Consider the following 13560-nt stretch of genomic DNA (forward strand, 5'->3'; position numbering starts at 1 on the left):
CAGCCTTTCCTTGCTGGCGCCCGGGCAATATACGACGTACTTTGGGCGTTGTCGAAAAGTGGAAACAGTCCAAGCAAGCACACCTGGGGGAACCGGGCATGGCCATCATCGAGACCGAGGCGACTCTGCACGAGGCGCACCGGGACAACCACACCCACCGCGATGTGAACGGCGGCTGGCTCCGCCCCGCCGTCTTCGGCGCGATGGACGGACTGGTGTCCAACCTGGCCCTCATGACCGGTGTGGCCGGCGGCTTCGTCGGCCAGCAGACCATCATCATCACCGGTCTCGCGGGCCTGGCCGCCGGGGCCTTCTCCATGGCCGCGGGCGAGTACACCTCCGTCGCCTCGCAGCGTGAGCTGGTCGAGGCCGAGCTGGATGTCGAGCGCCGCGAACTGCGCAAGCATCCGCAGGACGAGGAGGCGGAACTCGCGGCGCTGTACGAGGCCCGCGGCGTCGAGCCCGAACTCGCCCGCGAGGTCGCCCGCCAGCTCTCCCGCGACCCGGAGCAGGCCCTGGAGATACACGCGCGCGAGGAACTCGGCATCGACCCGGGCGACCTGCCCTCCCCGCTGGTGGCAGCCGTCTCCAGCTTCGGCTCCTTCGCCCTCGGTGCCCTGCTGCCCGTCCTGCCGTTCCTGCTCGGCGCCCACGCCCTGTGGCCCTCGGTGCTGCTCGCCCTGCTCGGGCTCTTCGCCTGTGGCGCGGTCGTGGCCAAGGTGACGGCAAGGACCTGGTGGTACAGCGGACTGCGGCAGCTCGCCCTCGGTGGCGCGGCGGCGGGTGTGACGTACGTCCTGGGCAGCCTGTTCGGTACCGCCGTAGGATAGAGAGCACAACATTTATACGAGGGACCGTATAAGTAGTTGTTACTCGACGGTTTCGACCGCCTGACCACCGGGCATGAGCCGTAAGCACCGCGGGCAATGACGCCTGCGCCGCACCTCAGCGGTGGGTGACGACGCCCGCCCCGCCTCCTGGCCCGACGGACATCGATCTGTCCGCTTGCGCCCCCTGACTTCATCGCCGTGCGTGGAACCCGAACCCGCCCCGCGCCCCGCTGATGTCCGCATGGTGGAACGGTCTATCCCGCTTTCCGAGAACGCCCCCATCATGTAACCTGCACGAAATTTTGCACCTGACGCAGAGGGCCAACGTCGTCCCTCGGCACTGCACATGCCACATGACGACGACGGGAGAGCCGATGCGTACGCCGCGCCAGCCGTCCCAGCATTCCACGAATGGCCAGAACTGGTCCTTCATGGATGCTCGCCCTGCTGCGCAGGGTATGTACGACCCCCGCAATGAGCATGACGCCTGCGGCGTCGGCTTCGTGGCCACCCTCACCGGTGAGGCGAGCCATGCGCTGGTCGAACAGGCGCTCACGGTTCTGCGCAACCTGGAGCACCGCGGTGCCACCGGCTCCGAGCCCGACTCCGGTGACGGCGCCGGCATCCTCTCCCAGGTGCCCGACGCCTTCTTCCGCGAGGTGGCCGGTTTCGAACTGCCCGAGGCGGGCGGCTACGCCGTCGGTATCGCCTTCCTGCCCGAGGCGACGACCGCCGAGGCCGTCTCACAGATCGAGACGATCGCCGCGGACGAGGGCCTGACCGTCCTCGGCTGGCGTGAGGTCCCGGTCGCCCCCGAGCTGCTGGGCGCCACCGCCCGCTCCACCATGCCCGTCTTCCGCCAGCTGTTCGTCACGGACAACGCGAGCCAGGGCATCGACCTCGACCGCAAGGCGTTCGTGGTGCGCAAGCGCGCCGAGCGCGAGGCCGGCGTGTACTTCCCGTCGCTGTCCGCGCGCACGATCGTATACAAGGGCATGCTGACCACCGGCCAGCTGGAGCCCTTCTTCCCGGACCTGTCCGACCGCCGCTTCGCCACGGCCATCGCGCTGGTCCACTCGCGCTTCTCCACCAACACCTTCCCGAGCTGGCCGCTCGCCCACCCGTACCGCTTCGTCGCCCACAACGGCGAGATCAACACGGTCAAGGGCAACCGCAACTGGATGCGCGCCCGCGAGTCGCAGCTGCTGTCCGACCTGTTCGGCCCGGCCGACAACGGACAGGGCGGCGCCCAGGAGAGCCTGGAGCGGATCTTCCCGATCTGCACGCCGGACGCGTCCGACTCCGCCTCCTTCGACGAGGTGCTCGAACTCCTGCACCTCGGCGGCCGCTCCCTGCCGCACTCCGTGCTGATGATGATCCCGGAGGCGTGGGAGAACCACGACTCCATGGACCCGGCCCGGCGCGCGTTCTACCAGTTCCACTCCACGATGATGGAGCCCTGGGACGGCCCCGCCTGCGTCACCTTCACCGACGGCACCCAGGTCGGCGCCGTGCTCGACCGCAACGGTCTGCGCCCCGGCCGCTACTGGGTCACCGACGACGGCCTCGTCGTCCTCGGCTCCGAAGTCGGCGTCCTCGACATCGACCCCGCCAAGATCGTCCGCAAGGGCCGGCTGCAGCCGGGCCGGATGTTCCTCGTCGACACCGCCGAGCACCGCATCATCGAGGACGACGAGATCAAGGCGACCCTCGCCGCCGCGCAGCCGTACCAGGACTGGCTGGAGGCCGGCGAGATCGAGCTGGGCGACCTGCCTGAGCGCGAGCACATCGTGCACACCCACGCCTCGGTCACCCGCCGCCAGCAGACCTTCGGCTACACCGAGGAGGAGCTGCGCGTCATCCTCGCGCCGATGGCCAGGACCGGCGCCGAGCCGATCGGCTCCATGGGCACCGACTCGCCGATCGCCGCGCTCTCCGAGCGTCCGCGTCTGCTCTTCGACTACTTCACCCAGCTGTTCGCGCAGGTCACCAACCCGCCGCTGGACGCGATCCGCGAGGAGCTGGTCACTTCCCTGCGCTCGTCGCTGGGTCCGCAGGGCAATCTGCTGGAGCCGACCGCGGCCTCCTGCCGCAGTGTCCTGCTGCCTTTCCCGGTGATCGACAACGACGAGCTGGCCAAGCTCATCCACATCAACGCCGACGGCGACATGCCCGGCATGAAGGCCGCGACCCTCTCCGGCCTCTACCGGGTCTCCGGCGGCGGTGACGCGCTCGCCGCGCGCCTGGCGGAGATCTGCGCCGAGGCCGACGCGGCCATCGACAACGGCGCCCGCCTGATCGTGCTCTCCGACCGGCACTCGGACGCCGAGCACGCGCCGATCCCCTCGCTGCTGCTCACCGCGGCCGTGCACCACCACCTCATCCGCACCAAGCAGCGCACCCATGTGGGCCTGCTGGTCGAGGCCGGCGATGTCCGCGAGGTCCACCATGTCGCCCTGCTCATCGGCTACGGCGCCGCGGCCGTCAACCCCTACCTGGCGATGGAGTCCGTCGAGGACCTGGTCCGGGCCGGAACGTTCCTGCCGGGCATGGAGCCCGAGAAGGCCATCCGCAACCTGATCTACGCCCTCGGCAAGGGCGTCCTGAAGGTCATGTCCAAGATGGGCATCTCGACCGTCGCCTCCTACCGCGGCGCGCAGGTCTTCGAGGGCGTCGGACTGGACGAGGCCTTCGTCGAGGAGTACTTCAACGGCACGGCCACCAAGATCGGCGGCGTCGGCATCGACGTCATCGCCCAGGAGGTCGCCGCCCGCCACGCCAAGGCCTACCCGGCCTCCGGCATCGCTCCCGCGCACCGCGCGCTGGAGATCGGCGGCGAGTACCAGTGGCGCCGCGAGGGCGAACCGCACCTGTTCGACCCCGAGACGATCTTCCGTCTCCAGCACTCCACGCGCACCGGCCGCTACGACATCTTCAAGAAGTACACGGACCGGGTGAACGAGCAGTCCGAGCGCCTGATGACGCTGCGCGGCCTGTTCGGCTTCCGGTCCGGCCGGCAGCCGATCCCCGTCGACGAGGTCGAGCCGGTCTCCGAGATCGTCAAGCGCTTCTCCACGGGCGCCATGTCGTACGGCTCCATCTCCCAGGAGGCGCACGAGACCCTCGCCATCGCCATGAACCAGCTGGGCGCCAAGTCCAACACCGGTGAGGGGGGCGAGGACCCCGAGCGCCTGTACGACCCGGCCCGCCGCTCGGCGATCAAGCAGGTCGCCTCCGGCCGGTTCGGCGTGACCTCCGAGTACCTGGTCAACGCGGACGACATCCAGATCAAGATGGCCCAGGGCGCCAAGCCCGGCGAGGGCGGCCAGCTGCCCGGCCACAAGGTCTACCCCTGGGTCGCCAAGACCCGGCACTCGACCCCGGGCGTCGGCCTCATCTCCCCGCCGCCGCACCACGACATCTACTCCATCGAGGACCTGGCCCAGCTGATCCACGACCTGAAGAACGCGAACCCGCAGGCGCGGATCCACGTGAAGCTGGTCTCCGAGGTCGGCGTCGGCACGGTCGCGGCGGGTGTGTCGAAGGCACACGCCGACGTCGTCCTGATCTCCGGCCACGACGGCGGCACGGGCGCCTCCCCGCTCACCTCCCTCAAGCACGCCGGCGGCCCCTGGGAGCTCGGCCTCGCCGAGACCCAGCAGACACTGCTGCTCAACGGACTGCGCGACCGCATCGTCGTGCAGACCGACGGCCAGCTCAAGACCGGCCGCGACGTCGTCATCGCCGCGCTGCTCGGCGCCGAGGAGTTCGGTTTCGCGACCGCGCCGCTCGTCGTCTCCGGCTGCGTCATGATGCGTGTCTGCCACCTGGACACCTGCCCGGTCGGCATCGCCACCCAGAACCCGGTGCTGCGCGAACGCTTCGCCGGCAAGGCCGAGTTCGTCGTGAACTTCTTCCGGTTCATCGCCGAGGAGGTCCGCGAGCTGCTCGCCGAGCTGGGCTTCCGCTCCATCGAGGAGGCCGTCGGCCACGCCGAGGCCCTCGACGTGGCCCGCGCGGTCGACCACTGGAAGGCACAGGGCCTGGACCTGGAGCCGCTGTTCCACGTGCCCCAGCTGCCCGAGGGCGCGATGCGCCATCAGGTCGTCGCCCAGGACCACGGTCTGGAGAAGGCCCTCGACAACGAGCTGATCAAGCTCGCCGCCGACGCCCTGGCCGCGAACTCCCAGGCCGAGGCCCAGCCGGTGCGTGCCCAGGTCGCGATCCGCAACATCAACCGCACGGTCGGCACCATGCTCGGCCACGAGGTGACGAAGAAGTTCGGCGGCGCGGGCCTGCCCGACGACACGATCGACATCACCTTCACGGGCTCGGCGGGCCAGTCCTTCGGCGCCTTCCTGCCACGCGGCATCACCCTGCGCCTGGAGGGCGACGCCAACGACTACGTCGGCAAGGGCCTGTCCGGCGGCCGGCTCGTCGTGCGCCCGGACCGCGCGGCCGAGCACCTCGCCGAGTACTCCACGATCGCCGGCAACACCCTCGCCTACGGCGCGACCGGCGGCGAGATGTTCCTGCGCGGCCGTACCGGCGAGCGGTTCTGCGTCCGCAACTCCGGCGCGCTGGTGGTGTCCGAGGGCGTGGGCGACCACGGCTGCGAGTACATGACCGGTGGCCACGCGGTCGTGCTCGGCGAGACGGGCCGCAACTTCGCGGCCGGTATGTCGGGCGGTGTCGCCTACGTCATCGACCTGGACCGGGACAACGTCAACGCCGGCAACCAGGGCGCCGTCGAGGCCCTGGACGACGCCGACCGGCAGTGGCTGCACGACGTGGTGCGCCGCCACGCCGAGGAGACCGGCTCCACGGTCGCCGGCAAGCTGCTCGCCGACTGGAACAAGGCCGTGGACCGCTTCAGCAAGATCATCCCCAGCGCCTACAAGGCAGTGCTCGCCGCCAAGGACGCCGCCGAGCGAGCCGGTCTCACCGAGACCGAGATCACCGAGAAGATGATGGAGGCGGCGACCAATGGCTGATCCCAAGGGCTTCCTGACGCACGGCCGCGAGGTCGCCACGTCCCGCCCGGTGGGCGAGCGCGTCAAGGACTGGAACGAGGTCTACGTTCCCGGCTCGCTGCTGCCGATCATCAGCAAGCAGGCCAGCCGGTGCATGGACTGCGGCATCCCGTTCTGCCACAACGGCTGTCCGCTCGGGAACCTGATCCCCGAGTGGAACGACTACGCCTACCGCGAGGACTGGACCGAGGCCTCCGAGCGGCTGCACGCCACCAACAACTTCCCGGAGTTCACCGGTCGGCTGTGCCCCGCCCCGTGCGAGTCGGCGTGTGTGCTCGGCATCAACCAACCGCCGGTCACCATCAAGAACGTCGAGGTCTCGATCATCGACAAGGCGTGGGACGGCGGCACCGTCAAGCCGCAGGCCCCCGAGCGCCTGTCCGGCAAGACGGTCGCGGTCATCGGCTCGGGCCCGGCCGGTCTGGCCGCCGCCCAGCAGCTGACCCGTGCCGGTCACACGGTCGCGGTGTACGAGCGCGCGGACCGCGTCGGCGGCCTCCTGCGCTACGGCATCCCCGAGTTCAAGATGGAGAAGCGGCACATCAACCGCCGTATCGAGCAGATGCGCGCGGAGGGCACCCGCTTCCGCACCGGCGTGGAGGTCGGCCGCGACCTCAAGGCGACCGACCTGCGCAAGCGGTACGACGCCGTGGTGATCGCCGCGGGCGCGACGACCGCACGCGACCTCCCGGTCCCCGGCCGCGAGCTCAAGGGCGTCTACCAGGCCATGGAGTACCTGCCCCTGTCCAACAAGGTGCAGGAGGGCGACTACGTCACCGCGCCGATCTCGGCCGAGGGCAAGCACGTGGTCGTGATCGGCGGCGGTGACACCGGCGCGGACTGCGTGGGCACCGCCCACCGCCAGGGCGCGGCCTCCGTCACCCAGCTGGAGATCATGCCGCGCCCGAGCGACGAGCGGCACCCGGTCAGCCAGCCCTGGCCGACCTTCCCGATCCTCTACAAGGTCACCTCGGCCCACGAGGAGGGCGGCGAGCGCATCTACTCGGCCTCCACGACCCACTTCGAGGGCGACGAGGACGGCAATGTGCAGTGGCTGCACATCGCCGAGGTCGAGTTCGTGGACGGCAAGCTGACCCAGAAGCCGGGCACCGAGCGGAAGATCCCCGCACAGCTGGTCACCCTGGCCATGGGCTTCACCGGCACCGACCAGCGGAACGGGCTGGTCGAGCAGTTCGGCCTGGAGCTGGACCAGCGCGGCAACATCGCCCGTGACGCCGAATTCCAGACCAACGTCCCGGGTGTGTTCGTGGCGGGCGACGCCGGCCGCGGCCAGTCCCTGATCGTGTGGGCGATCGCCGAGGGCCGCTCGGCGGCCCGTGGCGTGGACCGCTACCTCACGGGCGTCAGCGACCTGCCGGCCCCCATCCGCCCGACGGACCGCGCCCTGACGGTCTGAGCCCCCCGGACGTGACCTCACGGTCACGCAAACACGTCCCGTACAAAGGCGTACGGAACACAGACGGCGCCTGCCCCCAGTCCCCGACCGGACCATGGGGCGGGCGCCGTCGCCCGTGCCGCACCGCTCAGCTCGTCAGTTGGGTGACCTTGCCGACCGCCAGCAGCACCAGCAGCACCAGCAGTCCCCCACAGACAGCGGCCTGGATCAGGCCCCTACGTGGGCCGCGCGGGACGTACGCGTACACGAGGGTCACCACCCCGCCCGACAGCAGACCGCCGAGATGCCCCTGCCAGGAGGTCAGCCCCGCCGAGATCACCAGCCAGAGCAGCAGGCCTCCCATGTAGCGGTTGACGGTGCTCATGTCGGCGCCGAGACGGCGGGCCATCACGTAGTAGGCGGCGCCCAGACCGAAGATCGCGCCGGACGCGCCGATCGTGGGGTTGTCGGGCGCGATCAGCAGGACGAGCACGGAGCCGCCGAGAGCCGACAGCAGATAGAGCGTGATGTAGCGGACGCGGCCCAGCTGCGCCTCCACCACCCGGCCGATGTTCCACAGCGACACCATGTTCATCACGATGTGCAGAATGCCGAACGTGCCCTGGGTGGGCGGCAGATGCAGAAACGCACCGGTCAGCAGCCGCTCCCACTGTCCGCCGACCACACCCTCCGCATGCAGCTCCAGCGGGTACGGGTACTGCCACAGATAGTGGCCGCCGTCCGGCCCCCGCAGACCGGCGCCCAGCATCGCGAACCGGTCGACGATCGCCGGACGCACCAACTCGCCGAGGTAGGCGAGCACATTGAGGCCGATCAGCACATACGTCACCACGGGCGCCGTGGTGATCCGACCGCCGAACGCCGTGCGCGCCTGACGGATCGACCGCGCACCCTCCTTGACACACTCCACGCACTGGTGGCCGACGGCCGCCTCGCGCATACAGTCCGGGCAGATGTAGCGGTCGCAGCGGGTGCAGCGGACGTAGGACTCCACCTTGGGATGGCGGTAGCAGGTGGTGACGGCGGACTCGGGTTCCACGGCCGGCTCCTCGGTCGGGGGATGGATGAAGATGAGCCGGTGGGGTCGGCGGCGAACAAAATAGCGAACTCATCGGAACGGTGATCGACGAGGGGGAGCAGCGGCGTGACGTAGACACCCTCGCCGCCGCAGTTCAGACGCGGGAAACCCCGCTGCGACAGTTCGACGGACGTCGTCTCATGCGACAGTCCGACGGACACCGTCTCACGCGACAGTCCGACGGACACCGTCTCAAGGGCCCGGACGCCGGCCGCTGAGGACGGCGGCCCGGCACTCCGTCGGCGTCCCCCACACCCCGCGCAGCACTCGCGCCTTCGTCAGCCAGAGGGACAGGTCGTACTCGGCGGTGTAGCCGATCGCGCCGTGCAACTGGAGCGCGGTCCGGGCCGTCCCGTACGCCGCCTCGCACGCCGCGACCTTGGCGGCGGCGATGTCCGCCGGAGCCATCGACAGAGCGGCCCCGAAGAGCAGCGGCCGCGCGAACTCCAGGGCGATCGCGGCGTCGGCCAGCCGATGCTTGACCGCCTGGAACGAGCCGATGGGCACACCGAACTGGACCCGCTGCCTCACATACCCGACCGTCCGGCTCAGAAGGGCGAGCCCCACCCCCAGGGCCTGCGCGGCCGTGGCCAGACGCGCCCAGTCGAGAGCACCCGAAGGGACGGCGGAGCACAGCAGCTCCCCGCCCGGCAGCGGGACGGCGAGCCGACGGGCGGGATCCAGCGACGGCCGCACCTCGGGACGGCAGCCGGGCGCCAGCCGCACCTGCCCGTCCGCGAGGACCAGGACGACATCCGCCACATCCCCGTCCAGCGCGTACGCCCCGCCCACCGTGGCCATGACCTTGCCGGAGACCAGCGACGGCAGCAGCCGCGCGGCATGCCCGGGCACCCCGGCCAGCAGGGCCGCCGCGAGCACTGTCTCCACCACCGGGCCCGGCACCGCGTGGCGCCCCAGTTCCACGAAGGCCACGGCGAGTTCCACGGGGAGCGGGCCCATTCCCTCGTACGCCTCCGGGACCACCGGTGCGAACACGCCGGCCTCGGCGATCCGCGACCACAGCGCCCGCCCGGCCCCGTGCTCGCCCGCGCCCCAGGCGCGGGCGACCGACGGGGTGCCGGCGGCGGTCAGCAGGGCGTCCAACGACTCGGCGAACGCGCGCTGTTCGTCGGTCAGCAGGAAACGCATCAGCGTCGGCCCTTCGGCAGGCCGAGCAGCCGCTCGGCGATGATGTCGCGCTGGATCTCGTTCGTGCCCGCGTAGAGAGGGCCCGCCAGGGAGAAGACGTACCCCTGCGACCAGTTCGTGTCCGCCGGCTCGCCCTCCTCTCCCAGGAGATCGAGTGCGGCCTCGTGCAGCGCGATGTCGTACTCGGACCAGAACACCTTGTTCAGACTGGCCTCCGGACCGATCGGCGTGCCCTCTGTGAGGCGGGTGGCCGCCGCATGGGCGAACAACTGGTAGGCGCGGGCGCCGATCAGCGCGTCGGCCACCCGCTCGCTCATCGACGCCGGGCTGCCGTGAGCCTGCCAGAGCCCGAACAACCGGTCGGCGGCGGCCAGATAGCGGCCCGGGGAGCGGAGGGTGAGCCCGCGCTCGTCGGCGGCCGTCGACATGGCGATCCGCCAGCCCTGACCCGGCTCGCCGATCACGTCCTCGTCGGGCACGAACACGTCGTCCAGGAAGAGTTCGGCGAAGGCCGGCTTGCCGTCGAGACGTCCCATCGGACGGACCGTCACCCCGGGGGCACGCAGGTCGAACATGACGTACGTCAGGCCCTGATGCGGTCTCGGGGCGTCCGGATCGCTGCGGAACAGCCCGAACGCGCGGTCCGCGAAGGCCGCCCGTGACGACCAGGTCTTCTGGCCCCTGAGCAGCCAGCCGCCTCGAGTGCGCACGGCCCTGGACCGCAGGGCGGCCAGGTCGGAGCCGGCCTCGGGCTCCGACCACGCCTGCGCCCAGACCACCTCGCCGGCGGCCATCGGCGGCAGCACCCGGGCGCGCTGTTCCTCGGTGCCGTGCTCGAACAGGGTCGGCGCCAGCAGGCCGATGCCGTTCTGGCCGACCCGTCCCGGGGCGCCCGCCCCGTAGTACTCCTCCTCGAAGATCAGCCACCGCACCAGCCCCGCGTCCCGCCCGCCGAAACGGGCCGGCCAGGACACCACCGACCAGCGGCCCTGGGCGAGTTCGGCCTCCCAGGCGCGGTGGGCCGCGAACCCCTCGGCGGTCTCCAGGGAGGGCAGCGCCACCGAAGGGGCATGTGCGGCCAGCCAGGACCGGGTCTCGGCGCGGAAGGCCTCGTCGGCGGGCGAGTGGGTGAGATCCACGGGCGGCACCCTTCGAAGACGGACTCGGGCGGAATCGGGACGGTTCGGGATGGGCTCAGGATGGTTTGGGGTGGGCTCGGGGCAGCTCGGGGCAGCTCGGTGCGGGCTGGGGACGGCTTGGGCGGCTCAGGCGGGGCTCGGGCGGACTCTTGCAGGCTTCCCTAACAAGTGTTTGGTAGGTTAGCGTGGACCTATGACAGGCGTCGAGAGTCCGGCGTATGTGCCCGGCCACGGGTTGCTCAAGGGCCGCGCCGCCGTCATCACGGCGGCGGCCGGTGCGGGCATCGGGGGCGCGACCGCGCGGCGGTTCCTGGAGGAGGGCGCACGCGTGCTGATCAGCGACGCCCATGCGCGCCGACTGGAGGAGCACGCGGCCGCACTCGACCGGGAGTTCGCCGGGGCAGTGGCCCACGCCGTCTGCGATGTCACCGACGAGGCCCAGGTGGGCGCCCTCTTCGACACGGCCGTCCGGCTGCACGGCCGGCTCGACATCGTCGTCAACAACGCTGGCCTCGGCGGCACCGCCGAACTCGCCGACATGACCGACGAGCAGTGGTCGAGAGTGCTCGACGTGACACTGAACGGCACCTTCCGGTGCACCCGCGCGGCCCTCAGATCGATGAGGGAGACGGGCGGCGGCGTGATCGTCAACAACGCCTCCGTGCTCGGCTGGCGCGCCCAGGCCGGACAGGCCCACTACGCCGCCGCGAAGGCAGGGGTGATGGCCCTGACCCGCTGCGCGGCGATCGAGGCCGCCGAGTACGGGGTACGGGTCAACGCCGTCTCGCCGAGCCTGGCACTGCACCCCCACCTGGCGAAGGTGACGACACCCGGACTGCTGCGGGGACTGACCGCCCGAGAGGCCTTCGGACGCTATGCGGAACCATGGGAGGTGGCCAACGTGATCGTCTTCCTGGCCTCCGGCTACTCCTCCTACATGACCGGCGAGGTCGTCGCCGTCAGCAGCCAGCACGCGTAGCGCCGTGCGATGGACCAGCACCCCCGGGATCACAATGGATCCGTGCCGACCAAGAAGAAACCTCAGGCGACCGCCGCGCCCGCGCGCCGCCGTGAACTCCTCGACACCGCCGCCGAGGTCTTCGCCGAACAGGGCTACAACGCCACCACCGTCCGCACGATCGCGGACCACGCCGGGATGCTCGCGGGCAGCCTCTACTACCACTTCGACTCCAAGGAATCGATGCTGGAGGAGATCCTGCGCACGTTCCTCGACGAGCTCTGGAACGGCTACGACACCGTCCTGGACTCCGAACTCGACCCGCGCGAAACCCTGGAGGCGCTGGTCACCGAGTCCTTCAGGGAGATCGACCGGCACCGCGCCGCCGTCGCGATCTATCAGAAGGAGTCCCGGCAACTCGCCGCGCAGCAACGGTTCGCATTCCTCGCCGAGTCACAGCGCAAGTTCGAGAAGGCGTGGCTGTCGACGCTGGAGCGCGGGGTCGCCGCCCGGGTCTTCCGGTCCGACCTCGACGTCCGGCTCACCTACCGGTTCGTGCGCGACACCGTGTGGGTCGCCGCGTCCTGGTACCGGCCCGGCGGACAGCACAGCCCGGAGGAGATCGCCCGGCAGTACCTGTCGATGGTGCTCGACGGGATCGCTGTACGCACCTAGCCCTATGTGAGGGAGTTGACCATGGCCGAGGCCTATGTCGTCGAAGCGCTCCGCACGCCCGTCGGACGGCGCCGGGGCGGGCTGAGCGGGATCCATCCGGCCGATCTGGGCGCGCATGTGCTCAAAGCCCTGATGGCGCGCTCCGGCGTGGACCCGGCCGCCGTGGAGGACGTCGTCTTCGGCTGCCTGGACACCGTCGGGCCGCAGGCCGGGGACATCGCCCGCACCTGCTGGCTCGCGGCCGGGCTGCCCGAGGAGGTGCCGGGTGTGACGGTCGACCGGCAGTGCGGATCCTCCCAGCAGGCCGTGCACTTCGCGGCGCAGGCGGTGCTGTCCGGAACCCAGGACCTCGTGGTCGCGGGCGGCGTGCAGAACATGTCGCAGATCCCCATCGCCTTCGCCTCCCGCCAGGCCGCCGCACCGCTGGGACTCACCGAGGGGCCTTTCGCGGGCAGTGAGGGATGGCGGGCCCGCTACGGTGACCTGCCCGTCAACCAGTTCCACGGCGCCGAGCTGATCGCAGCGAAATGGGGCATCAGCCGCCACGACCAGGAGGAGTACGCGCTGCGCTCGCACCGCAGGGCGGTCCGCGCGATCGACGAGGGCCGCTTCGACCGGGAGACCGTCCCCTACGGGGACGTCGCGGTCGACGAGGGCCCCCGACGGGACACCTCCCTGGAGAAGATGGCCGAGCTGAAGCCGGTCCTGGAGGGCGGCACCGTCACCGCCGCCTGCTCCTCGCAGGTCTCCGACGGCGCGGCGGCCCTCCTGCTGGCGTCCGAACGGGCGGTACGAGAACACGGGCTCACCCCGCGCGCCCGGGTCCACCATCTCTCGGTACGCGGAGAGGACCCGATCCGGATGCTGACGGCGCCGATCCCGGCGACCGTGCACGCCCTCAAGAAGACCGGACTCACGATCGACGACATAGACCTCGTCGAGATCAATGAGGCCTTCGCCCCGGTCGTCCTGGCCTGGCTCAAGGAGACCGGAGCCGACCCGGGGAAGGTCAACGCCAACGGCGGCGCGATCGCCCTCGGCCACCCCCTGGGCGCCACCGGCGCCAGACTGATGACCACCCTGCTCCACGAACTGGAGCGCACCGGCGCCCGCTTCGGCCTCCAGACGATGTGCGAGGGCGGAGGCCAGGCCAACGTGACGATCATCGAACGCCTCTGAGCGGCCGACGGCCCGACTGCCTCCGAGCGGCCGACCGGTGGGAGCAGCCCGGCCGGGCGGCGGGCGGCGGGTGGCGGGTGGCGGACGGCGGATGGGGGAGCC

General features: G+C 70.8%; 9 protein-coding genes. 6 read left to right on the top strand and 3 right to left on the bottom strand.

The window, feature by feature from the left end:
- Positions 1-98 precede the first annotated feature (98 nt).
- The 3 genes from AB0L95_RS08610 (at position 99) to AB0L95_RS08620 (ending at position 7280) form a co-directional block, all read left to right on the top strand.
- Positions 99-830, top strand: a complete 732-nt coding sequence (locus AB0L95_RS08610) for a VIT1/CCC1 transporter family protein (RefSeq protein ID WP_365158959.1) — start codon at positions 99-101, stop codon at positions 828-830.
- A gap of 374 nt (positions 831-1204) precedes the next feature.
- A complete protein-coding gene (gene gltB / locus AB0L95_RS08615) occupies positions 1205-5824 on the top strand; it encodes a glutamate synthase large subunit (RefSeq protein WP_365159618.1) in 4620 nt (1539 codons plus the stop codon).
- Positions 5817-7280 carry a glutamate synthase subunit beta gene (locus tag AB0L95_RS08620; RefSeq protein WP_365158962.1) on the top strand — a complete coding sequence of 488 codons (1464 nt, stop codon included), beginning with the start codon at positions 5817-5819 and terminating at the stop codon, positions 7278-7280. The genes gltB and AB0L95_RS08620 overlap by 8 nt, the downstream gene beginning before the upstream one ends.
- Positions 7281-7407: 127 nt before the next feature.
- On the opposite strand, the gene AB0L95_RS08625 is transcribed toward AB0L95_RS08620, so the two are convergent.
- The 3 genes from AB0L95_RS08625 to AB0L95_RS08635 form a co-directional block, all read right to left on the bottom strand.
- On the bottom strand, positions 7408-8319 hold the full coding sequence (locus AB0L95_RS08625; protein ID WP_365158965.1) for a rhomboid family intramembrane serine protease: 912 nt from the start codon (positions 8317-8319) through the stop codon (positions 7408-7410).
- A 231-nt stretch (positions 8320-8550) separates the two neighbouring features.
- Complete coding sequence (locus AB0L95_RS08630) at positions 8551-9507, bottom strand: acyl-CoA dehydrogenase family protein (protein ID WP_365158968.1); 957 nt, start codon at positions 9505-9507, stop codon at positions 8551-8553.
- A complete protein-coding gene (locus AB0L95_RS08635) occupies positions 9507-10646 on the bottom strand; it encodes an acyl-CoA dehydrogenase family protein (RefSeq protein ID WP_365158971.1) in 1140 nt (379 codons plus the stop codon). The genes AB0L95_RS08630 and AB0L95_RS08635 overlap by 1 nt, the downstream gene beginning before the upstream one ends.
- Positions 10647-10839: 193 nt before the next feature.
- Between AB0L95_RS08635 and AB0L95_RS08640 the strand changes: the two genes are divergently transcribed.
- From AB0L95_RS08640 to AB0L95_RS08650, 3 genes are read left to right on the top strand one after another with little or no spacing between them, the layout of a single operon-like run.
- Positions 10840-11625: an SDR family oxidoreductase gene (locus tag AB0L95_RS08640; protein WP_365158974.1), complete on the top strand. Its 786-nt coding sequence runs from the start codon at positions 10840-10842 to the stop codon at positions 11623-11625.
- A gap of 42 nt (positions 11626-11667) precedes the next feature.
- Positions 11668-12279, top strand: a complete 612-nt coding sequence (locus tag AB0L95_RS08645; RefSeq protein WP_365158977.1) for a TetR/AcrR family transcriptional regulator — start codon at positions 11668-11670, stop codon at positions 12277-12279.
- A gap of 21 nt (positions 12280-12300) precedes the next feature.
- Positions 12301-13458: an acetyl-CoA C-acetyltransferase gene (locus AB0L95_RS08650; protein ID WP_365158980.1), complete on the top strand. Its 1158-nt coding sequence runs from the start codon at positions 12301-12303 to the stop codon at positions 13456-13458.
- Positions 13459-13560 lie beyond the last annotated feature (102 nt).

Source organism: Streptomyces sp. NPDC052036, from assembly GCF_040680495.1.
In the GTDB taxonomy this organism is placed as follows: domain Bacteria; phylum Actinomycetota; class Actinomycetes; order Streptomycetales; family Streptomycetaceae; genus Streptomyces.